This is a genomic window from Herbidospora yilanensis, from assembly GCF_001570565.1.
GTDB classification, from domain to species: Bacteria; Actinomycetota; Actinomycetes; order Streptosporangiales; family Streptosporangiaceae; genus Herbidospora; species Herbidospora yilanensis.
Window position 1 is genome coordinate 316009 of record NZ_BBXE01000014.1, and the last position, 23468, is coordinate 339476.

The following is a 23468-nucleotide window of genomic DNA, read 5'->3' on the forward strand; positions in this document are numbered from 1 at the left end:
GGCCGCCGGGTGGCGCCAGTGGAGAACGTTTCCACGTCAAATAGCCAATACATGATTGCCTCCAAATAACTCTCGATGAAGCGACTCGTCGGGGCTTGTCGTCAGCGCGGGCACTGCTGCGCGCGGCGACGGCTCCACCTGTGAGCTTGCTTTCTGGCGTGCCTCCACTCCTTCGAGAGTTAGGAGGTCACCGCTTGACTTTGCGCCCTGCAACCTCAGCTCGTGAGTGGGGCAGGAAGAAAGCCGCCGAACGCCCCCGGTGGTCAGATCAGAAGTGGCAGCGAATCGGCTGCATCCTCGGTGTCGAGATCAGTGGCGACGTTGACGAACCTGCATCCCCGTCTGCCGGCGGGGAGGCGATGGCCTCATGACCAGTCCGTTCACTGCCGACATGTACGCCGTTGCCGAACGGGCGGCGCTGCCGGACTTTCCGCGCTGGCGGCAGATGGTCAAGGCCACTGGTGGGTGTGCCCAACCGATCCGGCTGCATGGTGAGCGGTACGTGGCCGACGCGCGTACCGGTGAGATCGTCGAGACGTATCGGACGGCTGACGAGCCCACCGGCTACCTGCTGACCGCGTGTGGGAACCGGCGGGCCTCCCGGTGTCCGGCCTGCTCAGAGGTGTACCGGGATGACACCTTCCACCTGATCATCTCCGGGTTGCAGGGAGGCAAGGGCGTACCGGAGGAAGTCAGCGGGCATCCCCGCGTGTTCGCCACCTTCACCGCTCCGTCCTTCGGGCCGGTGCACTCCCGACGTGATCGGGCGGGCAAGGCTATGTCGTGCCGTCCTCGGCGCGGCGATCCCCTTTGTGTGCACGGGCGGCCAGAAGGGTGCCGAGTGCGTCACAGCGAGGATGACACTCGGCTGGGGCAGCCCATCTGCCCGGACTGCTTCGACTACTCGGGCGCGGTCCTGTGGAACGCCCATGCCGGGGAACTGTGGCGGTGTTTCACGCGGGACGTGCTGACCACGCTTGCGCATCAGCGCGGAGTTTCCCGAGCCGAACTGCGGCGGAACCTACGGGTGTCCTACGCCAAGGTTGCCGAATACCAGACGCGCGGCCTGGTGCACTTCCATGCCGTGATCCGGGTCGACGGCCCGGATGGTCCCGGTGATCCTCCACCGACCTGGGCGACCGTTCCACTGCTGGATGAGGCGATCAGGCGAACTGCCGAACGGGTGAAGGTGACCGCCTCGACAGGAGTACGGGGAGACGAGGGGCGTCGTGTCGTCCTCCGCTGGGGTCGGCAACTCGACGTGCAGCCTGTCTACCTCGGTGCGGAGCTGGGCGGCATGACAGACGGTCGGGTGGCGGCCTACATCGCCAAGTACGCGACCAAAGGCGCAGAGTCTGCCGGGACCGTCGATCGCCGGGTGAGGCGGCCCGAACAGATCGAGAACCTCAAGGTGAGTGAGCACGCTCGGAGGATGATCTACACCTGCTGGGCGCTATCGATGATGCCGGGTTTCGAGCACCTGCAACTCAAACAGTGGGCGCACATGCTCGGCTTCCGGGGCCACTTCTCGACCAAGTCACGCCAGTACTCGACGACCCTGGGTGCTCTTCGCCAGGTCCGCGCCGACTACCGGGCGTCGATGGCTCGGGCGTCCTTGGGGCTGGTGGATGACGACCGGGAGACGGTGACCATGTCTCAGTGGCGGTACGCGGGAAGCGGTCACGGCAAGGGCGAACACTTCTGGGCTGAGATCGCTCGGCAACAGGTGTCGACGGCTCGACGCATCAAGCGAGAGAACGAACGGCGGGAGTGGCGGGCCGGCGAAGCCCCCTATCCTGGCCAAACTTCTTCCCACTGACACATGGATCACCGGTAAAATACCCCATGCGCTTTCAAATTGAAGTCGACTACGACATCGTTCTAATGTTTGAGCCGACCGCGCGGGAGTATTCACTCCGCGCTGGCGAGATAATCACGGTTGAATGGTTCGACGGGACCGAACAAGGTATGGTTCGACTGACTGAAGGAGTTATAGAAGTCAGCGCCACGGTGGGCGGATATACGCGCGCTTGGGATTCGCAAGGAGTCGAAATATACGTCGGGCCGGAGTCGGGAGATGAGTCCCGTATTTAGCTGACAGAGCCGGCGCACCACGGTCCTACCGGGAGACAGACCACGCTCGGGCGCGGCAGATCTCCTCCGACAGATCGAGCAGGCTCCCTGATGGCCCCCCTTGAGGACTTGCCGAGAAGACGAGCCTGACGGCCGTCTTCAACATCACCTCACTGCGAGCCGACACCACTTCGCGGGTGAACTCGGTGACGGTCGCGGCGATCGGTTCGGCATCCGACCACGCCTTGGCCATCGCCAGCGCCAGGAAGAGATGAATCAGGTCGTTGTACGCCGCGCGGCCCCATTCCTCGCCGTGCGCTGTGATGCTCGTGCCATTCGCCGGGGCGTAGGGGTCGCGGCGTATCCGGCCGTGCGCGGCGTCGTTGAGGTGGGGCATCGCCGCCGAGTATTCGCCCAACTCCAGATAGAGCAGGCCTCTTTGCACGGCCATTTCTGAGGAGTCCAGCCACCACGTCCAGTGAGGATCACGCGGATGCACCGAGTCGAGCAACGCGCTCTCGGCCTGGGCGAGAGTTTCGAGTGATCGGCGTCGGTCTCCCGATTGGGCCAGCGCGCGTGCTGCGCGGATCTTGAAGAGAGCTCCCAGTCGGGGGGCGACAACTCCGGGATCCATGACGCTCTCGGCGATGCGCAAGGCTTCGCGAGAGTGTCGCTGATGCAGGTCGACCAGGGCCAGATGGGAGAGCGAGAAGAGTTCCATCGCCCGGTCACCCGCGAGCCTGGACATGAACATCGCCTCGTGGGTGACGGCGCGTGACTCGTCCAGCCGGTCTCCGTCGTACAGGCACCATGCGGCGATCTCGCCGGTCTCGCCTGCGGCGGCCTGGAGGTCGGTCTCGTTGGCGTTGTGTGCCCCGGTCGCGATCGTGCGCCTGGCGGAACGGAACGCCTGAAGCGCGACGTCCGCGATTCCGGTTCCTCCGTACCGTGAGTCGAGGGCGATCAGGTGGAGGTTCGTGTCTCGGATCTCTGAGACGTAGTCGGCCGTTCGCGGCGGCTCTGCGGGCACTTGGTAATGCGGTGCAGCGGAGAGCGATCGGGAGAAGAGTGAGAGTAACTCGCCGTTGGCGGAAAGCGCCTTGTCGAGAGCTGCGGCTACTTGAGCGCTGGGAGCGCGCCGGCCGGTCTCCAAATCAGAAATGTGGCTCTTGGACACGGTGGCGCGGCGGGCGAGTTCGCGAGTTGTGAAATCACCACGCAGACGGCGTAATGCTGCGCCGAATGTCTCCAAGATCGGCTCCTCGATCAGTGGTGGATTTGTTTGTCCGCAGTGTGCGGACGCCATGCGGACAAGAACCCGTGGTCATCCAACTACGAGTCTAGACATGCTTGCCGCAGATCCCGAGGAAGTGGCAGACGATCATTGCCGCCGCAATTGCCGGAAAAGTCGGACCCGCCCAAGTGCGAGCACACAAGGGCGGATCCTTGATCGCACATCTGGAGGTGCGCGACCCGTGCAACATGCTAGAGGCGTACGGTACCGGGACATAAACGGTCCACCGGGAGTAGCGACAGATCTCGGGGAACCCGACTGGGATGCGGCGATGAGGGCGACGGCTGCGGGTCTCGACCTCGTCGAACCGGCCTGGGTGGTCTTCTATGGCGTCGCCAGTCGCCGGTTCTGGGCGTTCGCGGCCTGGCCCGCCGCATGCCCTGTGATCGTCGACTCGGTCAACGTCGATGATCTCCGTAACCGGATGCGCGCGGCCGAAATGGCTGGAGGCAACCTCACGGGCGGCTCGGTGGTGGGTCGGTGAACGCCCACGCTGCTGGAGAGCGCCTCGTTGCTGAGCTGGCCAGACGTAACGTGCCCAGTTACCTCGTCGAACTCAACGGCGGCTTGGTGGCGGTGTGCATCTGGCATGGCCTGATCGCGCGTTCCGATGGGGCGATGATCTGGTGGCAGGCTCCTCGCCTCAGCCGTCGAGGTCACCTGCTTGCCACTTATGCGCACAGTGTCACTGGGGCCGCTCATCGTCTCAGCGACCAGTACGTCAAGGCACGTGAGAGCCACACCGTTCCGCCGATCTATGGGGACTCCCGTGCGTTCTGGGGGCCGCTGAACACGGCTACCGATCAGGCCAACACCGGATGATCGTCGGCGATCGTCTCGGTTATCCCGATGGCAAGTGGACCCGTACCGCAGGGAGCGCAAGCGACTGAGGAACGGAAGCCGCGCGGCAGCCAATCTCCAATGACTCCTCCGGATCGGCACGGCTCCTCGTGGTGCGGACGGGGAGCGCCGGGTGATAGCCCCCGCTTGCTCGGTCCGATTCGGAGGTTCAGAGGGTGGGTCGCATTGAGCACTGGTCCGGTAAGTGTTGTCCGGCCCACCCTCGACTCAGAGCGGCAGTGCTCCGGGGTGCGGCGGGTGCGCGCGGTGTGGCGGCCGGCCGGTGCGGCGAAGCGGCCCAGAGCTGCCGCCGCCGGGACCGGCCCCCAGGCCGCAGCCCGGCGAGTGGCAGAGCGGAGGGCCGCCTTACGGCGGCGCGGAGCACTGCCGCTACCCGGGCTGAATCGTCAGTGCCCGACAAGCTTCATATGAGCTTCGGAATATCGGTCACCGGCCACGCCTACTCGGGCGGCCAATGTGTCGAGGTCAGCTCGTTCGTCGGCGGACAGACCGACCTCGGTTGCGCCTGCATTCTCCTTGAGCCGGGACAACGAGCGGGTTCCGGGGATCGGGACGATCCATGGCGCCTGGGCCAGGAGCCAGGCCAGAGCGACTTGGGCCGCAGTGACGTTCTTGGCTTCGGCCAGGGCGCGGATGTGGTTGACGAGTGCCTGGTTGGCCGACATGTTATCGGCCTCAAAACGCGGGATCGTGGCTCGCATGTCGCCCTGCGGGAAGGACACGCTCGGGTCGATAGTCCCAGTAAGGAAGCCGCGGCCGAGGGGACTGAACGGGACGAAGCCGATGCCCAGTTCCGCGCAGGTGGGCAGGATCTCGGGCTCGGGGTCTCGCGTCCACAGTGAGTATTCCGACTGCACTGCGGTGACGGGGTAGATCGCGTGTGCCTTGCGGAGAGTGTCGGCTCTCACCTCAGACAGACCGAAGTGCTTGACCTTGCCCGCCTGAACCAACTCACCGATCGTTCCGGCGACATCTTCGATCGGGACGTTGGGGTCAATCCGATGCTGATAGAACAGGTCGATCGTCTCGACTCCCAGACGCTGCAAGCACGCGTCGGCGACCTTTTTGATGTGGTCCGGGCGTGAGTTCAGACCGACAGACTTGCCGCCCCGGATATCCCAGCCGAACTTCGTTGCCAACTGGACCCGATCACGGATAGGGGCGATGGCCTCGCCGACGAGTTCTTCGTTGACAAAGGGACCGTAGACCTCAGCAGTGTCAAGGAACGTCACACCGACGTCCACGGCGGCCCGGATCATATCCACCATGTCCCTGCGGGAGCCAGGGTTTGGGCCGTAGCCCTGCGACATGCCCATACAGCCCAGGCCGATGGCTGAGACCCGCATGTCCTGTCCGAGACTCCTGATGTGCACCGCTACCTCCATGCTCTGTGAGTGACGCTGACCAGAGTCGGAAGAGGATGGCTCTATTCCATCCGACCTCATCATTCTTTCACAAGCATGATCTCATCACTCAGTTGGGTGCCCGGCCGAGGGGTAGTTTGGATCCTATTCGTTCATCTCTATTCTCGCATTGCCACTAAAAGCCCATCTTGCTCTCGATGTATTTCTGAAGCAGGCTCAAGGAAGCGTCGCCGATCTTATCGCCGAACTTGAAGAGAAAACCCTTTAGCTTCTGTGCTGCGGTCAAGCGATCTTCTTCTTCTGCGTCTGAATCTTCGATCTCATGAACGGCGGATTCTAGAAGCATGGAATCTGCTTCTGCGTGTTTGGCAACCAACTCCAAGAGCTTGACGGCATCGGGCGAGAGATTCGCATTGCCGCTGACCTCTTGGGCGACGATGCCTTGTACGGAATTGAAGAATTGCTGATTAACTACAATGCTGGGCCCTGTAGCAGGCTGAGTGGTCTTGGAAAGCTCGAGTGCTAGAGGGGCGGTGAATCGAGATGGCAGCGGAATTAATTGATCGACAATATTCGAGTCTGGGGCGCCTGAACCGCACTCTTCAAGTTCAGACTCCAGCCGATGTCGTATGGCAAGGACTCTCGTTTCTCGTTCATGGCGTAGGTCTCTGTTAAGTCGCCTAGCTTCTCGAGCGTAGCGCGCTATGATTCCTGCGACTGTTGCGCGTTGTACATTATTCTCTTCGAGAAGCTGCTCAGCCTTTTCTGGGTTCTCTATACACATCTCAAGAAAGTCCGAGAAATTTCGAAGTTCTTCGGCTAGGCCTTCTCCTCGAAGAGAGTCGTCTCCATAGAACTCGTGAACTTCTCCGTTGCTGGTCGTATATCCGCCAAGGCGAACTCGCTGTCCCTTTATTTGGGCAAGCCAGTTGCGGAAGAGTTCGAGTAGCTTGCTCGCTTCTCCTGCCCATAGTCTTCCTGACGGAATATAGATACGGAACAGCAGTCGTTTATCGTGTTGTTCAACAAACTTGGCTACTAGAACGGAAAGCTCAGCATTTGTTTTGTATGGAACTATGGTGAGGTCATACTCGCGGAGCAGGGACCGAACCTTTTCTCTCACATCGGCCGATACGGCGCGGAGGACTTGTTCATCCTGCCAGAGTATTATTCTCTCCTCCTCCCCAAAGATGTTTGTTATATTGTGTGGAACTCCCAATCTTGTCGTGATGTTAGACTCGTCCGAGAATACCCCGTCATGAATGTAGATGGCATGGCTTATGGTTTGCAGAGATCTTAGTATTTTCAGTGCAGGGATGGAGTAGTTCTCGCGCACGAGTAGTTCGCATGTGGATGCCGTGAGCTTTACGAGCGCGCCAAGGAGTCCGGGCTTTGTGAGCTGCTCATCAATTGTTAGCCAGTTTTCTGGGCTTGACTCGAGCATCTTCTTTACGTACTTAACTCCGGTACTTTTTAGCTTCCCGGTCGCAGATTCTCGGTCAACATTTCCAATAAATATGAAAAATGGATCGACGTCGGAATGTTCAGTAGTCATTCAAGTGCTCCTTTATTTGAGTGAATTACGGTACCGGGAAGTGGTGAATGGGAGTTCGTTCTCATCACTCGACGGGTCGGCCTGGATGGGAATTATAAGGGATAAGGGTCGGCCGTGCTCTAGATGTGGACATATCGCACACTTTCGCGAATATAAAGATGCATATGAGTGCTTTAGTCTTCAGATTGACTTTGGTCCCGTTTGTCAAGGTGCTGTTTAGTATGGCTCGCTGATAGTCCGGTCCAGGACCGGCTATAACTGCGTAGCCCCCACGGGTCGAAGCTCCAGGAGCCTGTCTTTGACCGCCCTGCGGCACGCCGTAGGCGGGCCGCCTTGACCTTGTAGAGAAACTCGTCGCCGATCGGGCTTGCCCGAAGATCTTTAGGCTTGCGAACCTGGCCTCAGGCGGTGTGGCTGGGAGCATTGCAGCAGCTCAACCGGCCTTCGTCGTCTCGTCGAGGCGATCAGGGCGATGCTAAGGTGACGTTCATCTTCCCGCGCGAGATGAAATACTTGTTGTAGTGGTTCTGCATCGAGACGAACTTCGTCCAGCCGTTGACCTCGGCGACGTGCTGGGCCTTGGCGAACTGCCAGGCCCGCATGCTGGAGGCGCCGATGTACCGCGCTTTGCCTGACTTCACCACGTCGTGCAGCGCTTCCATCGTCTCTTCGATGGGGGTTTCGTCGTCCCAGCGGTGGATCTGGTAGAGGTCGACGAAGTCGGTGCCCAATCGGGTGAGGGAGTCGTCGACGGCGGCCATGATGTGCTTGCGGGACAGGCCCTTGTCGTTGTGGCCCTGGTGGACGGGGAAGAAGACCTTCGTCGCCAGGACGTAGTCGTCTCGGCGGTCGAAGAACTTCCTGAGCAGGTTGCCGGTGACGACTTCGGAGGCGCCGGCCGAGTAGACGTCGGCGGTGTCGAAGAAGGTGATGCCTGCTTCGACGGCCTGGCGGACGAGGGGTTCTGACTGGGGTTCAGGGAGGATCCAGCTCGCGGCCTCACTGGGTTGGCCGTAGCTCATCATGCCGAGGCAGATCCGGCTGACCTTGAGTCCTGTTCGTCCCAAACGTACGTATTCCATAAGTTCGACCCTAGATCGTGGTCAGCGCCGCGATGCAGGGGCCCATGGCCTCATCTCCGGGTTGCCCGGAGATCGCCAGATCTTGGTCGACGAACGCCGCGGCGACCGCGGGCGAGGTCCCTGGACCTGTGCATGCCGCAAGGACAGACATTCATCCGCCGGACGGTGCAACTCGACGGCAGGCCGCTGGAAATACCGACCATCGAGAAGACGGCAACGACTTCTACGCCCGCCACGCCCATCCTCCTCGCATTCAGGGATCGGGCGTGCGGTGTGGCTCAGGGCTGGCCGAAGGATTTCGCTTGGACGGGCCCATCAGCTGCGCCGAGATGATCACTGCGTCGCCTTGCGCCACGTCTCCGCGACCTCCGAAGGGTTCTGCTGATAGAGGTCGCAAAAAGACTTTATTGTCACGCGGGAGATCCCGCTGCACAGCGATCCGGAGACCTTCCATAATCAATGCAAGGCCCTTCGGATTTACTTGGAAATCGGCCATTGAAAACGCGGCTGGTGCGGCATGGGCAAGCGTGCGCCTGAACACAGCCTGCCGGTGACCCGGGCTCGTGCTCGACGTGCGGCGCAGGTCTGACTCCCCCTGCGACAAGCGGCGTAACCATTCGTCGCGGTACCCCGCGACCGTCCACGGTCCACGCCGGTGTCGAGACGAACCGTCGATTCGACATTCTCGAATGCCCGGGGAAAGTCCATGAATCGAAACCCTTGACAAGGTGTCTCATATTTATCGAGGCTGTGGTCAGGTAGAAAATCGAAGAGGATTCGAGTTATTCGAATGGTGACGACAGGAATGCCGGCGACGAGGAGGTCGTCGAATACGATTAGGGTGTTCGAGCTGCTGGAAACGGTGGCGTCCGCCGGCACGGCGGGTGCGGGCCCGTACGATCCGGCAGCCGTCTCCCATGTCGCCGTCAGCGCGGCCCACCGCTCCGCCGCATCCCTGCTCGAGTCCGGCGTCCTGGAGAAGGACACGATCGACCATCCCGACCGAGCTACAAGTACTGGACCTCCACCACGCCCGGGTGACGCGTACGTCTCGCCCGAACTCCCGGCACCTGCTCACCGATGGTGGCGGGAAGGAGTTACCGCGCGCGAGCGCGACCGACGAGTGAACCGAACCAGCGCACATCGGCGCCCGTGACGAGGGCCGCACCGCACGCGCGGTCCCGAGGCCCGGAGCGGCATGAACGGACGCCTTGTTCAACGGAAAAGGAAGCGCATTGAAAGCAACAACTCGCAATCGTGGACGTCGCTCCGCCGTGGCGGCCCTGAGCGTGGTCACCCTGGGGGCGTCTCTGCTCCTCAACGCGACGCCGACCGCCGCGACGTCGGCCGCCGCGGAGGGGCCCATCGCCTCGATCGTCTTAGGCGAGGTCAACGAGGAGAGCGGTCTCCGCCAGATCGAGCAGGGCGACGGCACGACCGCGCCCGTGACGGTCGGCGGGCGGAGCGCACGCAGGACCGTGCAGACGTCGGCGCCGGCGCAGCACATGTATTTCCAGGTCGACGACGCGGTCGCCTTCGACGGCGCGTACGTCGCGTGCCTGCAGGTCGAGTACTTCGACGAGGGCGGGGCCACGTTCCGCGTCCAGTACGACTCGACCGGCAGCGCTTACGGCTCGACGGGTTCGGTGAACCGCACCGGGTCGAACACGTGGAAGACGGCGGGCTTCGAGCTGATGGACGCCCGGTTCGCCAACCGCGAGAACGGCGGCGCCGACTTCCGCGTCGAGGCGGGCACGACCGGGGTGACCTTGCACAACGTGAAGTTGACGATCATCCAGGACGACGACGGCGTGACCCCGCCGTGCGCGGCCGCCGATCCCGAGCCGGAACCCACGCCCACGCGCTGGAAGCTCAAGTATGACGAGCGGTTCGAGAAGAAGATCCGCACTGAGGCCAGCCCCTGGGTGCTCGACGACTACAGCGAGCCGGTCGACGACTTCAACGACGACAACGGCGACCTCTACCGCCTTCAGCTCGGTCCCGAGTTCGACGCGTCGATGGCGACCATGCGGACCTACCGGCAGGAGACCGAGTTCGGCAAGGACGGCTGGCTCACGGCGTCCCTCTCCGCGCGTGAGAGCGGCGGCCGGGTCGACGACAGCTACACCGACACTGCCGAGCGTCCGTCGATCAAGACGGAGAAGCTGGAGACCGCAGGCGCCGTCGCCAAGATCACCGTGCCTCACTACACAGGTGGCGCGATCATCCGCAACACCGAGCCGCTGCCGAAGTACTACCGGATCGAGTACGACCTCAAGACGCTCGACTTCGGCGGTTTGCGTAACGGCTCGCTGTTCTACGACGGCAAGTACAACGGGTACACCCTCGGGGAGTGCAAGACGTTCTACCCCTGGGTCGGCGACCCGAACGACATCGACCCGGCCGACCCCTGCGCCACCCGCTCCGTGCGGGAGGACAGCAACGAGGCGTACAACGCCTTCCACTTCATGTCGATCCTGGACTTCCCGGCGATGCCCCGGAACCTGGCGATGTACCACTGGCACCGCAAGGTGCTCATGGACCAGTTCAGCCCGGCCCCGTCCCGGAACACGAACGGCTACGACGTCTGCAACTCGCTGACCGGTGAGAAGTACCCCTGGGACCAGAGCAACCGCACCACGGTGAACATGCTCTACTTCACGGGTTCGCTCGGTCAGTCGCAGACGTTCGTGACGAGCTGCGACCGTCGGCCGGTTTCCGGCGTGCAGAAGTCGGCCGTGGAACTGCAGCCCGAGCTGATGCCCCACAAGGACTACACGTTCGCCATCGAGCGCACCGAGGCGGGTTACACGCTCGAGGTGAGCGGCGTCTTCAAGAACGTCGGCAAGCAGACCTACCGGTTCACCCGGGGCTTCATCGACGACGACGCCGGCGTGGTCGGGGCGAACGTCCCGATCTTCCACTACAACGTGGACGCCGAGGAGTACGACGGCCAGTTCAACACGTCGCACACCGCGCGGGGCGCGTTCGGCTCCAAGACGTGGGACGACCAGTGGCCGGCCGGCTCGGCCTACCCCGACTACTTCGTCATCGGTGAGCCGTACACGAACGTCGGTGAGGGCCAGGCCCGCATCGACAACATCCGGCTGTACGTGCCGAAGAAGTAGGCACGGGAGAACCGACGCGGCCGCGCCCCGCACCCGGGGGCGCGGCCCGCGCTCGGACTTCACGCGATCCTTTCAAGCGGCCATGACGTGCTCGCGCGACAGGCCCTTGTCGTTCTGGTCCTGCCGGACTAGGGCACAAGAAGTCTCCGGATCATGCTGTCCGCGCCCGCCGTGACGGCCTCCTCCGAGGCGCGTGGCCGCCACCCCAGAACCCGGCGCGCCTTCTCGCTGGAGACCTTCTTGGCCTGCTCGGGCGGGGCGGCGTCGGGCGGGAACACGGCGGCGATCCGGGCGGCCAGGTCGGGAGCGCACTTTTCCAGGTGGGCGCTCAGCAGGGCGCCGATCCGCCGCACCGTGATGGCCGGGCCGCTGGACAGGAGGAACCGGTGGCCCGCGGCGGCCCCTTCCGTCATGGCCAGCACATGGGCCTCGGCGACGTCGCGCACGTCGACGATCGGGATCTGCATGCCGGGGGAGCCGGGCAGCCGCCCGTCCAGGAGGAGCCGGACGAGGTGGTTGGCGCCGGAGATCTCGCCGCCCATGATCGGTCCCATCACCGCGACCGGCAGGAGGGTGACCAGTTCCGTCGACGCCTCTGCCGCGAAGTCCCAGGCGGCCCGCTCGGCGAGCGTTTTGGCCCGGCCGTAGGCGTCCATGCCGGGGCCGTCGAGGACGGACCAGTCGTCCTCGGTGAAGGTGTGGTCGGTGGGCGGGTGGCCGAAGCCGGCGGCGTGGAAGGCCGAGGTGAGCACGACCCGCCTGACCCCGGCGTCACGGGCGGCGCGCAACACGCGCAGCGTGCCCTCGCGGGCGGGGGCGATCACGGTGTTCTCGTCGTCCACGTTCCCGAGGTGCACCGGGGAGGCCACGTGGAGAACGAAGTCGACGCCGGCGACGGCGGCGGCCCAGCCGTCGTCGGACAGCAGGTCGGCCTCGACGAAGGTGAGATCGTCGTTGTCGGTGAGCACCGCGCGTACGGCGCCTTCCTTGGTCGTCGACCGCACGGTGGTGCGGACGGAGTAGCCCCGGTCGAGAAGCTGGAGGATGCAGTGTCCGGCGATGAAGCCGGATCCGCCGGTCACGAGAACACGTTGGCGAGTCATGGCCGCATCGTCCGCCGCCCGGCTCCGGCGCAGCCAGGTCCCTCCCGGCACTGGTAGTGACAGGGACAGGCAGGCATCCGGCCACCCCGAATACCGTGGAGGCATGACCGTCGAGCCGAATCTGCTGGGCGAATACCTCCGGGCCCGGCGCGAACTCGTGACCCCGGAGCAGGCGGGCATCCCCTCACTGGGCACGCGGCGGGTGCCGGGCCTGCGGCGCGAGGAGGTCGCGATGCTCGCGGGGATCAGCGCCGAGTACTACCTGCGGCTGGAGCAGGGCCGCGACCGCCATCCCTCGGCGCAGGTGCTGCGGTCGATCGCCCGGGTGCTGCGGCTCGACGACGACTCCTACCTCCTCGGGCTCGCCGAGGAGAAGTCCCGCCGGGCCCGGCGGCGGCCCCGGAAGGAGGTCGTGCCGGCCAGTACCGCGCGGCTGGTGACCTCACTTCCCTATCCCGCGTTCGTCGAGGGCCGTTACCTCGACGTGCTCGCCGCCAACACGCTCGCCACGGCGTTGTCACCGAGGCTGAGGACAGGCGGGAACCGGCTGCGCGACGTCTTCCTCGATCCGGCCGAGCAGGCGCTGTTCCCCGACTGGGAGCGGGCTTCCGCGGTGCTGCTCGCGGGGTTCCGCCGGTCGGTCGGCGCCGACATCGACGATCCCCGGTCCATCGAGCTCGTGGGGGAGCTCTCCCTGGCCAGTGAGCACTTCCGCCGGTTGTGGGGACGCCACGACGTCGCCGGGCGGCTCGGCGCCACCCTTACCTTCCACCATCCCCAGGTGGGGGAGCTGCGGCTCGACCGGGAGAAGCTGGCCATCAGCGGGACGGACGGCCTGATGCTCGTGATCTACCATCCCGAGCCGGGCACCGACGGCGCGGAGAAACTCGCCCTGCTGGCCTCCGCCACGGTGACGCCGATCAGATCGTCGGCTCCAGGATGTCGTACTGGCGGTACGGAAGCGGAGTGATCACCGTCAGCGACCCCTTCTCCTTGTGCTTGGCCGCCTTCCACAACGCCCCGAACGTCGCCTTCAGATCACGCAGCGGCTCGGGGTCGAGTCCGTTGGCGATCGCCAGCCGGTGGCACACCACCACGAAGGTGTGGATGAACCGCCAGTCGGGCAGCACGTCGCGCCGCCCCGACAGGTAGTCGGACAGGGTCGAGTCGGGTAACCGCACCCAGCCCGCGTGGTCTTCCTCCGCGCACAGGGCCGCGGCGGCCTTCTCGACCTCTTTGAGTGACGGGTTGCCGGCGTCGACCCGCAGGCCGACCGACGTGTCGCGGAGCAGGTCTCGGGAGGCCTTGCCGGCGAGCTCATCACGCATTGGGGGGATCCGTTTCTGGACGCGGTGATAACCGTGGCAATTGTGAGAGTAATACCTGTCGTGATGGCATGCACCATTGATTACTGATTTTCAATCGGTGAGCCGATGTGCGGATATGGCGAGGAAATTCCGGCGATATCCGTGGCCGTCCGGGGTCATCCGGTGGCGTCCGGGCGTGCGGAAAATCCCAGGTCCGACGGTATCCGGCGGAGGGTGTGTATAAGTGGAGCCGGAAGGGCGTCCGCCTGGGAAAGGGGAAGCCGACTGTGCGAAGCATCGTGCCGATCGCGGTGGTATGTCTGCTGGGAGCCGCGAGTCCGGCGTACGCCGACCACACCACCGACATCCGCGTCTACAACCGGATGGACGGCAGCCGCCTCGCGGTGGCCGACAACGGCACCGCCGAAGGCGCCCGGGTGATCAGCCTGCGGTCGCCGGCCTGGCAGTACACCACCGCGCGCTGGACGGTCGACGAGCGGTCCGACGGCTACACCGTCTTCAAGAACGAACTGGCCAACAAGTGCCTGCAGCCGGGCACGGCGAACCCGGTGGCCGGCGACCCCCTCGTCATCCGCACCTGCGACGGGTCGAAGTTGCAGGACTGGTCGCGGCGGGCCGAGGAGACCTACGCCGACACGCCGACCGGGTGGGGGAGCTTCCGGCCCCGGCTGAACCCGGGCCTGGCGATCACGATCGCGACGTGGGAGGCCGGGGGGAGCCGTGACTCGCTCTACCTCGACGCCGACCAGAACTCCACCGACCGGCTCTGGCGGCTGGCCAGAGGCAACAACACCTGGTGGTAGGCCGGTTCCGGCGTGGAACGTGCCGTTTCACGCCGGAACATCCCAGGAGTAACGTTCGCCAGATGCGTCTCCTGCTCCCCGCCGTCCTGCTCGCCTCCGTGCTCCCGGCGGCTCCGGCCCAGGCGGCGGCCGTCCAGGTCGTCGGCAAGGGAACCCCCGCGAGCTGCACCTCCCAGGCGGTCGTGAACGCCGTGGCGAAGGGCGGCACCATCCGCTTCGACTGCGGCCCGAAGCCGGTCACGATCAAGATGACCGCCACCGCGAAGGTCCGCAACACCAGCCGCGACGTCGTCATCGACGGCGGCGGCAAGGTCACCCTCAGCGGCATGGGCAAACGCCGCATCCTCTACATGAACACCTGCGACCGGGCCCAGATCTGGACCACCTCCCACTGCCAGGACCAGGCCACCCCCCGGCTGACGATCAAGAACATCGGCTTCGCCGACGGCAACTCGACCGGCCGGCGCGCCGAGGGCGGCGGCGGTGGCGCGGTCTTCGTCCGGGGCGGGCGCCTGTCGGTCAGCAACGCCGCCTTCACCCGCAACCGCTGCGAGGCGAGCGGCCCCGACCTGGGCGGCGCGGCCATCCGCGTGCTCGACCAGTACAAGGACCTGCCCGTCACGGTCAGGAAGAGCCGCTTCACCAACGGCGCCTGCGCCAACGGCGGCGCGCTGAGCAGCATCGGCGTCTCGTGGGTGGTCGTCGACAGCGTCTTCACCGGCAACCGCGCGACCGGCTCGGGCGCGAACCCGGCCCGCAGCGGCAAACCGGGCGGCGGCAGCGGCGGCGCGCTCTACATGGACGGCAACCGCTTCACCGTCAAGATCAGCGGCTCGACCATCCAGAACAACCGCGCCAACGAGGGCGGCGGCGCCATCTTCTTCGTCAGCAACGACAACACCGGCACCCTGCACATCACGAGGTCCAGGCTCCGCGACAACCCGAGCCTCGGCTTCGAGACCGCCGGCTTCCCCGGCATCTTCTTCAAGGGCAACGGCAAACCGCACGTAACACCCTGATTCTCCGTTACGGCTCCCGCCCACCCCGGCACCGCCCGCCGCCCCGGCCTCCCGCCGCATCCGGAGCCAACCGGCCGCGCGGGGAGCGGCGGTCGACGAGTAGCTCCGGAAGGCCCGGCCATGAGCAGCCGAGACGACCGACCGGGACACGAAGATGGCCGGACCCCCCGAGGTCCGGCCACCCCTTCACTCCCCTGCAGATGGCTATGCGTTCCACTTCTGGTTGGCCGCGCCCGTGCAGGTCCAGATCTGCAGCCTGGTCCCGTCGGCGCTGGAGTTGCCCGTCGCGTCGACGCACTTGCCGGACACCGGGTTCACCAGGTCCCGGCCCGACGTGTACGTCCACTGCTGGTTGGCCGTCCCGCCGCACGTCCACAACTGGAGCTGGGCGCCGTTGGCGGTGCTCTGGCCGGTCACGTCGAGGCACTTGCCGAAGGCGCGGATGGTGCCGTCGCCGGGGCGGGTCCACTGCTGGGCGGCGGTGCCGTTGCAGGTGTAGAGCTGCACGGCCGCGCCGTTGGCCGTGCTGGCCCCGGCGACGTCGACGCATTTGCCGCCCAGGCCGGTGATCTGGCCGGTGGTGCCGCCTCCGCCGCCGCTCTGGACGCCGGTCCACGTGAAGGTCGCGGTGGTCCGGGCCGGGAGGGTGTAGGTGAAGGCCTGGTCGCCCCAGTTGACGCGCACCGACTGCGACGAGGTGGTGCCGTTGTGCGCGATCAGGGCCTTGGTGCCGTCGGTGTTCTTCCAGGCGACGTTCTGGACGGTGCCGTTGGCGGTCGAGTCGATGCGGGCGGCGCCGGGCTTGACGAACTTGGTCAGGTGGCCGGTCGTGTAGTACTCGATCGTGTTGTCGACCTGGCCGGCGCGGGCGCCGCCCTCCTGGACGGTGACCAGGCCGGTGCAGACGTCGCAGCCGCCGTTGTGCGGGCCCATCGACTGGTTGAGGGCGAGCGACCACTTCACGATGCTCTTCGACCAGTTACGGGTGTAGTTCACGATGTCCGACATGTCTTCGTTGTGCTGGTTGCCGATCCAGGTGCCGCCCGAGTGCTCGGTCGAGAACTGGTTCACGTTCGGGTACTGGTTGTGCACCTGGGTGCCGACGTTCGGGTCGCCGAAGTAGCCGTGCCAGGCGATGCCGGCGAACAGCGGGTCGTTGCGCACCGCCGGGTCGGCCAGCAGGCCGGCGCCGATCTGGTTGTAGTCGCCGTAGTTCCAGTCGTGCACCATCACCTTGGTGGTGATGCCGGCCGCGCGGAACGCCGGGTAGATGTGGTTCTTGGTCAGTTCGACCAGGCCGGAGGAGTTCCAGCTCATGCCGGGGTAGTTCATCGCGGTCGGGTTGCCCGCCTGGCAGCAGTTCGGCTCGTTCTGGACCGAGACGTAGTCGACCGGCACGCCGATGGCCTGGTAGCTCTGGATGTACTTGACGAAGTACTGGGCGTACATCGAGTAGTACTCCGAGCGCAGCCAGCCCATCTGGTCCATCCGGCCGTTGTCCTTCATCCAGCCGGGGGCGCTCCACGGCACTCCCTTCACCCGCAGTTGCGGGTTGAGCTGCTTGGCCTCCTGGGTGAGCAGGCGCACGTTGGTGTCGTAGCCGTTGGCGCCGAAGTCGTTGAGGTTGCAGCAGGTGTCGTCGAGGGAGACGTTGCCCGGCCGGGACAGGTCAGAGGCCCCGATCGGGTTGCGCACGAACGACAGGCCGATGCCGTCGACGGGGTGGAACAGGCGGCGCATCACCGCGTCGCGGGTGGCCGCGCTGATCGCGCCGCCGCGGAACAGGTGGGCGGTGGTGTCGGTGATCGACGCGCCGCCGCCCTCGAAGGTCTGGTAGGTCGTGTTCTCGTTCACCGTGATCGTGTGGGTGGCCCCACCGGCGGTGGTGCTGAAGTTGACGGGCGACTGCTGCTGGAGGCCGCGCGTGACGTTCCGGCCGCCGCCGTCGGAGGTGGTGGTGAGCCAGACGTTGACGGTCTCGTTGGCGGCGTACGCGGCGGGAGTGGCCGTCATCAGGGCCGCGGTGGTCACGAGGGCGGCGCCGATCGCGACGGCCCGGCGAAGGGGAGGTAACACCGTGATTCCTTTCGCGGTCCGCGGGACGCCGGCTGACGGACCATGTAACAAATGAAACAGGAAAGAAACCTTGCTGTGCGCCACAGCACAACACGCACGGGAAAACCTGTCAAGGTCAGTGTGAAACAAGTGGAACAGGCGGGACCGGTCCAGTGGATCCCCGCACGACCAGCTCGGCCCCCAGCGACACGTGCAGCGCCTCGACGGCCTGCCGGCCGAGGATCCGCATGAGCAGGGTGACCGCCGTCCGGCCCATCTCCTGCAGCGGCTGACGCACGGTGGTCAGGGCCGGGGTCGTCGCGCGGCTGACGTCGATGTCGTCGAAACCGGCGATCGACAGGTCGCCCGGGATCGACAGGCCGCGCTCGGCGGCGGCCCACATCGCGCCGACGGCCATCTTGTCGTTGAACGCCACCAGCGCCGTCGGCCGCTCGGGCAGGTCGAGCAGTTCGGCCGCCGCGCGGTGGCCGTTGCGGGTGTTGGGCTCGACGACCGCCCGGATCAGCTCCGGAGCCGGCAGCACGCCCGCGCCCGCCAGCGCGGCGGTGTAACCGGCCAGGCGGGCCTCGGCGGCCAGCCACTCGACCGGGCCGCCGATGATGCCGACCCGGCGGTGGCCCAGGCCCACCAGGTGGGCCATCACGGCCCGGCCCCCGGCGAAGTGGGCGGCCGACACGGCGGCCATGTCCTTGGCGGGCGGGGTGCGGGGGTCGACGACGACGAAGGGGAAGGCGCGGTCGCGAAGCCGTACCAGAACGGAAGGCTCTTCCGGAGGCAGGATCAGGATCGCGCCCGCGATCCCTGAGCGGCCCGGCAGGGCGCCGAGCGTCTCGGCCGGCTGGGCGGCCTCGCCCGCGTTCAGGATCATCTGGCGGCCGTGCAGGTCGATGGTCTCGGCGACCGACGACACGATGAGGCCGAAGTAGTCGGTCAGCAGATAGGGGCAGCGCACGAACACCGCCCCGGCCGCCTGCTCGGCGCGCGGCCGGGGCGCCTGGTCGCCGAGGCGGCCGACGGCGGCGAGCACCAGCTCACGCGTGTGCGGCGCCACGTTGGCCTGCCCGTTGAGCACCCGGGAGACGGTGGCGATGGACAACCCGGTCGCCGCCGCGACGTCGCGGACCGTCGCCCTGTCTCTGGCCATACCGTCTCCAATGAATCCACAAGCCGCCGACAAGCGGGCAATCCTATAAAAGAGCCATGGAACTCACGCGGCCCAAACCGGCGGACGCCCAGGCGATCCACGACCTGATCGCCGAACTCGACACGATCGTGGTCGGGCGGCCCGACTCCACCCTCGACGACATCGCCGACCTGCTCGCCGACCCCGACTTCGACCCGGCGACCGACGGCTGGCTCTGCTTCGAGGACGGCCGCCTGACCGGCTTCGGCCAGGCGATGCGCAAGGGCCGCAGCGACGAGGTCATGCTCGACGTCCGCGCCCGGACCACCACCGCGGCCGAGGCGTTGTGGGAGCGGGTCCTGGGCCGCTTCAGCGGGGTCACCGCCGAGATCGGGGTGTACGCCCAGGACACCGCCCAGCGGCAGGCCGTCGAGTCGCGCGGCTTCACCTACGCGACGACCTTCCACCGCATGCGCGTCGACCACCACGAGCAGCCCGAAGTGCTGTTCCTGCCCGGCGTGACCGTCGAGGCCGGGGCCCCGGACAAGGAGAGCGTGCTCCGCGACGTCCACCACGTGCTGGAAGTCGGCTTCGCCGAGCACTTCGGCGCCTACGAGCGCACCTACGACGAGTGGTACGAGTCGCGCCGGGCCGCCGGCTCCACCGACTGGGGCCAGATGCTGCTGGCCCGCGTGCACGGCAAGCCGGCCGCGGCCCTCATGGGGACCGACAACTTCGTGCCCGACGAGAACTGCGGCTACGTCCAGCGGCTGGCGGTGCTGCCCGCCCACCGCGGCAGGGGCCTCGGCAAACTGCTGCTCAGCCGGGCCTTCGCCGCCGACTTCCGGCGCGGGCGGGTCGGCACCATCCTCGACGTCGACACCAACAACGTGACGCCAGCCCTGGGCCTGTACACGTCGATGGGCATGCGGCCCTACATGGCCCTCGACATCTGGCGGGCCCGGCTCTAGCGGGTGGCGCTCGGGCTGGTCGCGCTGGCCGCGACGGCGGACGCGAACGCGGTCGCGGCCAGGCACACCATCGTGATCGAGATCGACCCGCTGCTCAGGAACAACGTCCCGAACGCGGCGACCCCCACGACCTGTCCCAGTTGCAACATCATGGCGAGCAGGCCGCTCGCGTCCGGCGCGTCGGCGGGCGCCACCCGGGCGAGCGCGACCGTCATGAGCGGGCTGAACGCCCCCGCCATCCCGGCCCCGATCACCGCCAGCACGATCAGCAGGTACGGCAGCCCGTGCCCGCCGCCGGAGAACACCGCGGCCAGCGCGACCAGTCCGAGCGCCACGACCACCGAGGACGAGACGATCAGGCGCCGGTGCAGCCGGGCGGGGACCCGCTTCCAGTTGAGGCTCACCAGCGCGAACGCCGCCGCCATCGGGACGAAGGTCAGCCCCGCCCGGATCGGGGAGTCGCGGAGGTCGTTCTGCAGGTGCAGGGCGTTGGAGAACAGGAATCCGCCGTACACGGCCATCACCCCGAAGATCGCGACCCCCGCCGCCACGAGCCCGGGAACCCTGAGCAGGTGACCGGGGATGAGCGGATGCGCGACCCTGCGCTGGATCACCACGAACCCGGCGAAGACGAGCCCGCCCGCGATCATGACCGCCCAGCCGCGTTCGAGCACGAGCGGGACCACGACCAGGCTCGTCGCCAGAGACAGGGTGAGCAGCCCCGGCAGGTCGAGCCCCCGGCCCGGCCGGGGCTCGTCGGCGGGCAGGTTCCTGGCCCCGAGCCAGAGCAGCACCAGCCCGATGGGCACGTTGACCAGGAAGATCGGCCGCCACGAGGTGCCGAACAGGTCGAGCGTGACGAGCAGGCCGCCGAGGATCTGCCCGCCGACCGCCGCGAGGGAGATGACGGCGGCGTAGATCCCCAGCGCGCGGGCGCGCCCCGCCTGCGGAACGGCGACCTGGATGAGACTGAGCACCTGCGGCACCATCAGGGCGGCTCCCGCGCCCTGAAGCAGCCGGAAGGCGACGAGGGCGGCCGCCCCGGGCGCGATCCCGCACAGCAGCGACGCCACGGTGAACACGGCGAGCCCGGCGAGGAACCACCGGCGGTACCCCGACCGCCCGCCGAGCCGGGCGCCGGTGACGAGCAGCATCGCGTACGCGATCGTGTATCCCGCGACGATCAACTGGAGCTCGGCTCCGGACGCCGCGAGATCGGCCTGGATGGTGGGGGCGGCGACATTCACGATCGACACGTCGAGGATCGCCATGAACTGACCGGTCAGGATGAGCCCCAGCAGGGGACGCGACCGGGTTTCGACGAGGGACATGCCCTGTATGGTGGCGTTGCGCTTATCCAGTTACTAAGAGCCTGCTTATCCTGGTATTGGGGCTACCACCATGGTCCGCCACGAACTCGCCGCCTTCCTGAAGAACCGCCGCTCCCGCATCTCCCCGGCCGACGTCGGCCTCCCGCCCGGCACCCGCCGCCGCACCCCCGGCCTGCGCCGCGAAGAGGTGGCGCAACTGGCCGGAGTCGGCGTGACCTGGTACACGTGGCTCGAACAGGGCCGCCCGATCAACGTCTCGGGCCAGGTCCTCGACGCGGTCGCCCGCACCCTCCACCTCGACGCGACCGAACGCGAACACCTCTACCGCCTGGCCGACGTGCCCGGGGGAGCGGCCGGCGACCCCGACGTGGCCGACCTCGACCCGGCGGTCCGCGACATCCTCGACGGCCTCGCCCCTCTTCCCGCCGCGGTCTACAACGCGCGCTACGACCTGCTGGCCTGGAACGAGGCCTACGCGGCGCTGTTCTGCCGGCTGGTCACGGTGCCCCGGTGCGAGCGGAACGCGTTGTGGCAGATGCTGAACGGGCCGGGCTGCTGCGCGGTGATGATGAACCGCGAGGAGGAACTGCCGCAGATGGTGGCCACCTTCCGCGCGGCGTACGGACGGCACCTGCGCGAACCGGCGTGGACGACCTTCATCGACCGGCTGACGGTGGAGAGCGCGGAGTTCGCCCGGATGTGGGCGGCGCACGACGTGGCACGGTCGTGGACGCGGACCAAAATCATGAAGCATCCCGCCGTGGGGCTGCTGAACCTGATCAGCACGAGCCTGGCGCTGGGGGCGCCGGCGGAGTCGCGGATCGTGGTGTACACGCCGGCCGACGAGGAGAGCCGGAGGCACGTGGAATGGCTCTATGAGCACAAGCCGGGCCTCGACCACGACCACTGATCACGGAGCGGGCTTCTCCGGACGTACCGCGAAAGCGACCCACGCGACGTCGGCGCCTTGAGCTTCCAGCACCCACCTGTAGACGCCGCCCGGCTGGAGCGGGAGCGGTGGAATCGCAATGGAAAATGCGAAATTCAGCGGAATCTGCTTAGCCGTCGAGTCGGCGGGCTCGTCATCTGGCAGGGTGAAGGTGCCTTTGAAATGAAGCGGCCGGTCGTTGTCGGCGAACGGCCGCACACTTTCTCCTGCGCCGTCGAACAGGCGCAGAGTGAAACTGATGTCATCACGGGCTTCGTCCCAGGCCACCCGTAGAAAACCTGTGATGGCGGCTGCTTGAGGTGCGGGCCCGGTTATCGACCATCCGGCCCCCAGCATGTTGACCTTGCTTGACGACGTGTCGCTGTTCGCGGCATCGGCGAGAAGGAGAAACGCCTCCATCAGCTCACCATTCGCAACTCAAGGGAGGCGCTCTGGCCGGCGGTGGGATTCACCGGGATCTCAGTGGTTGATTCCCATAGGACGCGTGCCGGCGTCTCCGTTCTCACGCAGGGCGTGAGCGCATCCGAATACAGCGGTCGTGGAGCGCGAACCCGCCAGTCGGGAACGGCAGGTCTGACCTCACGCTGTTCGAGTGCGGCCTGGCGCGGTTCGCCGGCCGGTGTCAGTCGGACGTCCAGTTCGAAGCCCATCGCGTGGAGATAATCCGCAATGGTGTTGACGCGGAGATTTCCATCGCCGCGGAATACCTGATTGACCGCCGACCGGCGGATGCCGAGTTTCTCCGCGACGTCGGTCTGTGCCAGCCCTGACAGGTAAAGTGCCTGATGAAGGGCGCTCAGAACTTCATGGCGGAGCCGTGCCGCCGCCAGTGCGTGTGCGCCGCGCACCGTCCCGGCGAACCGCTCGTAGAGGCTCATGACGCCAAATCCTCCGTTCTGACCCAGATCGCTTCGTCTATGTACTTTCGTGGCGCCCGCCAGGACTGCTTGATGAATCCACTGGTGAGCCGGACGGCGTCGGCGGCCGATCCCGGTACTTCGAAGAAGGGTAAGCGAACGTCGCCTGCTTTGATCTCACGAATGCCGTCACGCAGATTGTTGAGTTCCCTTGGCACGGCCAAAGAGCCGGTCACGGCATACCGTTCCATGCGGATGAGAACGTCCGCGAGCCGGGCGGCGTCCTTGGGCTGCCGCGACTCCTCCAAGCGCCTGAGGAAGTCGTCCGCCCGGCACTCGCCGGCCCTGGTTCTGGCGGCCTCGATCATCCGGGCGGGGCCTCTCTCGTAGTAGATGCGTCCACAGTCAGGGCAGGGCAACAGTCTGTAGCGGCACAGAGAGTATCCGTATTGACACACTCTGGAGGGCGGATCCCGGATTCCTCCGAAGGGCGTGGAAACGAAAGGGCGGCCCCTGGGGAGAGGGGCCGCCCGGTTCTCGGTTCAGCGGAT

21 protein-coding genes are annotated in these 23468 nt (G+C 66.2%); 9 read left to right on the forward strand and 12 right to left on the reverse strand.

Features of this window, described 5'->3' with window-relative positions; translation table 11 throughout:
- Positions 1–367 precede the first annotated feature (367 nt).
- The gene (locus AW273_RS05770; protein WP_063909846.1) at positions 368–1819 is read left to right on the forward strand and encodes a replication initiator; all 1452 of its coding nucleotides are present in this window, start codon (positions 368–370) and stop codon (positions 1817–1819) included.
- 300 nt (positions 1820–2119) lie between these two features.
- Here the strand turns inward: AW273_RS05770 and AW273_RS05775 are convergent, their stop codons facing one another.
- Positions 2120–3325 carry a helix-turn-helix domain-containing protein gene (locus AW273_RS05775; RefSeq protein WP_198168016.1) on the reverse strand — a complete coding sequence of 402 codons (1206 nt, stop codon included), beginning with the start codon at positions 3323–3325 and terminating at the stop codon, positions 2120–2122.
- A gap of 313 nt (positions 3326–3638) precedes the next feature.
- On the opposite strand from AW273_RS05775, the gene AW273_RS05780 reads away from it, so the two are divergent.
- Complete coding sequence (locus AW273_RS05780; protein ID WP_062345935.1) at positions 3639–3851, forward strand: hypothetical protein; 213 nt, start codon at positions 3639–3641, stop codon at positions 3849–3851.
- Complete coding sequence (locus AW273_RS36985) at positions 3848–4189, forward strand: hypothetical protein (protein ID WP_157555585.1); 342 nt, start codon at positions 3848–3850, stop codon at positions 4187–4189. The genes AW273_RS05780 and AW273_RS36985 overlap by 4 nt, the downstream gene beginning before the upstream one ends.
- Positions 4190–4614: 425 nt before the next feature.
- Here AW273_RS36985 and AW273_RS05785 read toward each other — a convergent pair whose 3' ends face one another.
- The 3 genes from AW273_RS05785 to AW273_RS05790 all read right to left on the reverse strand — a co-directional run bounded on the left by AW273_RS05785 (position 4615) and on the right by AW273_RS05790 (position 8214).
- Positions 4615–5613 (reverse strand): aldo/keto reductase, encoded by a 999-nt coding sequence (locus AW273_RS05785; protein ID WP_232327096.1) that lies wholly within the window; start codon positions 5611–5613, stop codon positions 4615–4617.
- 154 nt (positions 5614–5767) lie between these two features.
- A complete protein-coding gene (locus AW273_RS36990; RefSeq protein ID WP_157555586.1) occupies positions 5768–7147 on the reverse strand; it encodes a hypothetical protein in 1380 nt (459 codons plus the stop codon).
- 464 nt (positions 7148–7611) lie between these two features.
- Positions 7612–8214: an aldo/keto reductase gene (locus AW273_RS05790; protein ID WP_369409027.1), complete on the reverse strand. Its 603-nt coding sequence runs from the start codon at positions 8212–8214 to the stop codon at positions 7612–7614.
- A 1289-nt stretch (positions 8215–9503) separates the two neighbouring features.
- On the opposite strand from AW273_RS05790, the gene AW273_RS05795 reads away from it, so the two are divergent.
- Positions 9504–11357 (forward strand): hypothetical protein, encoded by a 1854-nt coding sequence (locus AW273_RS05795; protein ID WP_062345939.1) that lies wholly within the window; start codon positions 9504–9506, stop codon positions 11355–11357.
- Positions 11358–11485: 128 nt separating this feature from the next.
- Here the strand turns inward: AW273_RS05795 and AW273_RS05800 are convergent, their stop codons facing one another.
- Positions 11486–12640 (reverse strand): SDR family oxidoreductase, encoded by a 1155-nt coding sequence (locus tag AW273_RS05800; RefSeq protein WP_439648616.1) that lies wholly within the window; start codon positions 12638–12640, stop codon positions 11486–11488.
- On the opposite strand from AW273_RS05800, the gene AW273_RS05805 reads away from it, so the two are divergent.
- The gene (locus AW273_RS05805) at positions 12564–13430 is read left to right on the forward strand and encodes a helix-turn-helix domain-containing protein (RefSeq protein WP_062345943.1); all 867 of its coding nucleotides are present in this window, start codon (positions 12564–12566) and stop codon (positions 13428–13430) included. The genes AW273_RS05800 and AW273_RS05805 overlap by 77 nt on opposite strands.
- Here AW273_RS05805 and AW273_RS05810 read toward each other — a convergent pair.
- Positions 13381–13788, reverse strand: coding sequence for a hypothetical protein (locus AW273_RS05810; RefSeq protein ID WP_062345945.1), 408 nt, complete (start codon positions 13786–13788; stop codon positions 13381–13383). The genes AW273_RS05805 and AW273_RS05810 overlap by 50 nt on opposite strands.
- A 266-nt stretch (positions 13789–14054) precedes the next feature.
- Here AW273_RS05810 and AW273_RS05815 point away from each other — a divergent pair, with 266 nt between their 5' ends.
- Both AW273_RS05815 and AW273_RS05820 read left to right on the forward strand, forming a co-directional pair.
- Positions 14055–14591 (forward strand): RICIN domain-containing protein, encoded by a 537-nt coding sequence (locus AW273_RS05815; RefSeq protein WP_062345947.1) that lies wholly within the window; start codon positions 14055–14057, stop codon positions 14589–14591.
- A gap of 62 nt (positions 14592–14653) precedes the next feature.
- The gene (locus tag AW273_RS05820) at positions 14654–15610 is read left to right on the forward strand and encodes a hypothetical protein (protein ID WP_062345949.1); all 957 of its coding nucleotides are present in this window, start codon (positions 14654–14656) and stop codon (positions 15608–15610) included.
- Positions 15611–15814: 204 nt separating this feature from the next.
- Here the strand turns inward: AW273_RS05820 and AW273_RS05825 are convergent, their stop codons facing one another.
- Both AW273_RS05825 and AW273_RS05830 read right to left on the reverse strand, forming a co-directional pair.
- Entirely contained in the window at positions 15815–17686 is a 1872-nt protein-coding gene (locus AW273_RS05825; protein WP_198168018.1) for a ricin-type beta-trefoil lectin domain protein, read from the reverse strand.
- A 115-nt stretch (positions 17687–17801) separates the two neighbouring features.
- Positions 17802–18830, reverse strand: coding sequence for a LacI family DNA-binding transcriptional regulator (locus tag AW273_RS05830; RefSeq protein WP_062345951.1), 1029 nt, complete (start codon positions 18828–18830; stop codon positions 17802–17804).
- A 56-nt stretch (positions 18831–18886) separates the two neighbouring features.
- Here AW273_RS05830 and AW273_RS05835 point away from each other — a divergent pair, with 56 nt between their 5' ends.
- The gene (locus AW273_RS05835) at positions 18887–19780 is read left to right on the forward strand and encodes a GNAT family N-acetyltransferase (protein ID WP_062345953.1); all 894 of its coding nucleotides are present in this window, start codon (positions 18887–18889) and stop codon (positions 19778–19780) included.
- On the opposite strand, the gene AW273_RS05840 is transcribed toward AW273_RS05835, so the two are convergent.
- Positions 19777–21111 (reverse strand): MFS transporter, encoded by a 1335-nt coding sequence (locus tag AW273_RS05840; RefSeq protein WP_083949528.1) that lies wholly within the window; start codon positions 21109–21111, stop codon positions 19777–19779. The genes AW273_RS05835 and AW273_RS05840 overlap by 4 nt on opposite strands.
- A gap of 70 nt (positions 21112–21181) precedes the next feature.
- On the opposite strand from AW273_RS05840, the gene AW273_RS05845 reads away from it, so the two are divergent.
- Complete coding sequence (locus tag AW273_RS05845) at positions 21182–22021, forward strand: helix-turn-helix transcriptional regulator (RefSeq protein ID WP_062345955.1); 840 nt, start codon at positions 21182–21184, stop codon at positions 22019–22021.
- Here AW273_RS05845 and AW273_RS05850 read toward each other — a convergent pair whose 3' ends face one another.
- Genes AW273_RS05850 through AW273_RS05855 form a run of 3 tightly spaced genes read right to left on the reverse strand, consistent with a single transcriptional unit; the run spans position 22022 to position 23285 of the window.
- Complete coding sequence (locus tag AW273_RS05850) at positions 22022–22459, reverse strand: hypothetical protein (RefSeq protein WP_062345957.1); 438 nt, start codon at positions 22457–22459, stop codon at positions 22022–22024.
- Positions 22459–22938, reverse strand: coding sequence for a helix-turn-helix domain-containing protein (locus tag AW273_RS36015; protein ID WP_083949529.1), 480 nt, complete (start codon positions 22936–22938; stop codon positions 22459–22461). The genes AW273_RS05850 and AW273_RS36015 overlap by 1 nt, the downstream gene beginning before the upstream one ends.
- Positions 22935–23285, reverse strand: coding sequence for a hypothetical protein (locus AW273_RS05855; protein ID WP_062345959.1), 351 nt, complete (start codon positions 23283–23285; stop codon positions 22935–22937). The genes AW273_RS36015 and AW273_RS05855 overlap by 4 nt, the downstream gene beginning before the upstream one ends.
- Positions 23286–23468 lie beyond the last annotated feature (183 nt).

Coding starts and splice junctions, on each gene's coding strand:
- AW273_RS05770 (WP_063909846.1), top strand. CDS start 368: ATGACCAGTCCGTTCACTGCCGACATGTACGCCGTTGCCGAACGGGCG.
- AW273_RS05780 (WP_062345935.1), top strand. CDS start 3,639: ATGAGGGCGACGGCTGCGGGTCTCGACCTCGTCGAACCGGCCTGGGTG.
- AW273_RS05785 (WP_232327096.1), bottom strand. CDS start 5,613: ATGGAGGTAGCGGTGCACATCAGGAGTCTCGGACAGGACATGCGGGTC.
- AW273_RS36990 (WP_157555586.1), bottom strand. CDS start 7,147: ATGACTACTGAACATTCCGACGTCGATCCATTTTTCATATTTATTGGA.
- AW273_RS05805 (WP_062345943.1), top strand. CDS start 12,564: ATGACCGTCGAGCCGAATCTGCTGGGCGAATACCTCCGGGCCCGGCGC.
- AW273_RS05800 (WP_439648616.1), bottom strand. CDS start 12,640: ATGCCCGCCTGCTCCGGGGTCACGAGTTCGCGCCGGGCCCGGAGGTAT.
- AW273_RS05810 (WP_062345945.1), bottom strand. CDS start 13,788: ATGCGTGATGAGCTCGCCGGCAAGGCCTCCCGAGACCTGCTCCGCGAC.
- AW273_RS05820 (WP_062345949.1), top strand. CDS start 14,654: ATGCGTCTCCTGCTCCCCGCCGTCCTGCTCGCCTCCGTGCTCCCGGCG.
- AW273_RS05830 (WP_062345951.1), bottom strand. CDS start 18,830: ATGGCCAGAGACAGGGCGACGGTCCGCGACGTCGCGGCGGCGACCGGG.
- AW273_RS05835 (WP_062345953.1), top strand. CDS start 18,887: ATGGAACTCACGCGGCCCAAACCGGCGGACGCCCAGGCGATCCACGAC.
- AW273_RS05840 (WP_083949528.1), bottom strand. CDS start 21,111: ATGTCCCTCGTCGAAACCCGGTCGCGTCCCCTGCTGGGGCTCATCCTG.
- AW273_RS05845 (WP_062345955.1), top strand. CDS start 21,182: ATGGTCCGCCACGAACTCGCCGCCTTCCTGAAGAACCGCCGCTCCCGC.
- AW273_RS05850 (WP_062345957.1), bottom strand. CDS start 22,459: ATGGAGGCGTTTCTCCTTCTCGCCGATGCCGCGAACAGCGACACGTCG.
- AW273_RS36015 (WP_083949529.1), bottom strand. CDS start 22,938: ATGAGCCTCTACGAGCGGTTCGCCGGGACGGTGCGCGGCGCACACGCA.
- AW273_RS05855 (WP_062345959.1), bottom strand. CDS start 23,285: ATGATCGAGGCCGCCAGAACCAGGGCCGGCGAGTGCCGGGCGGACGAC.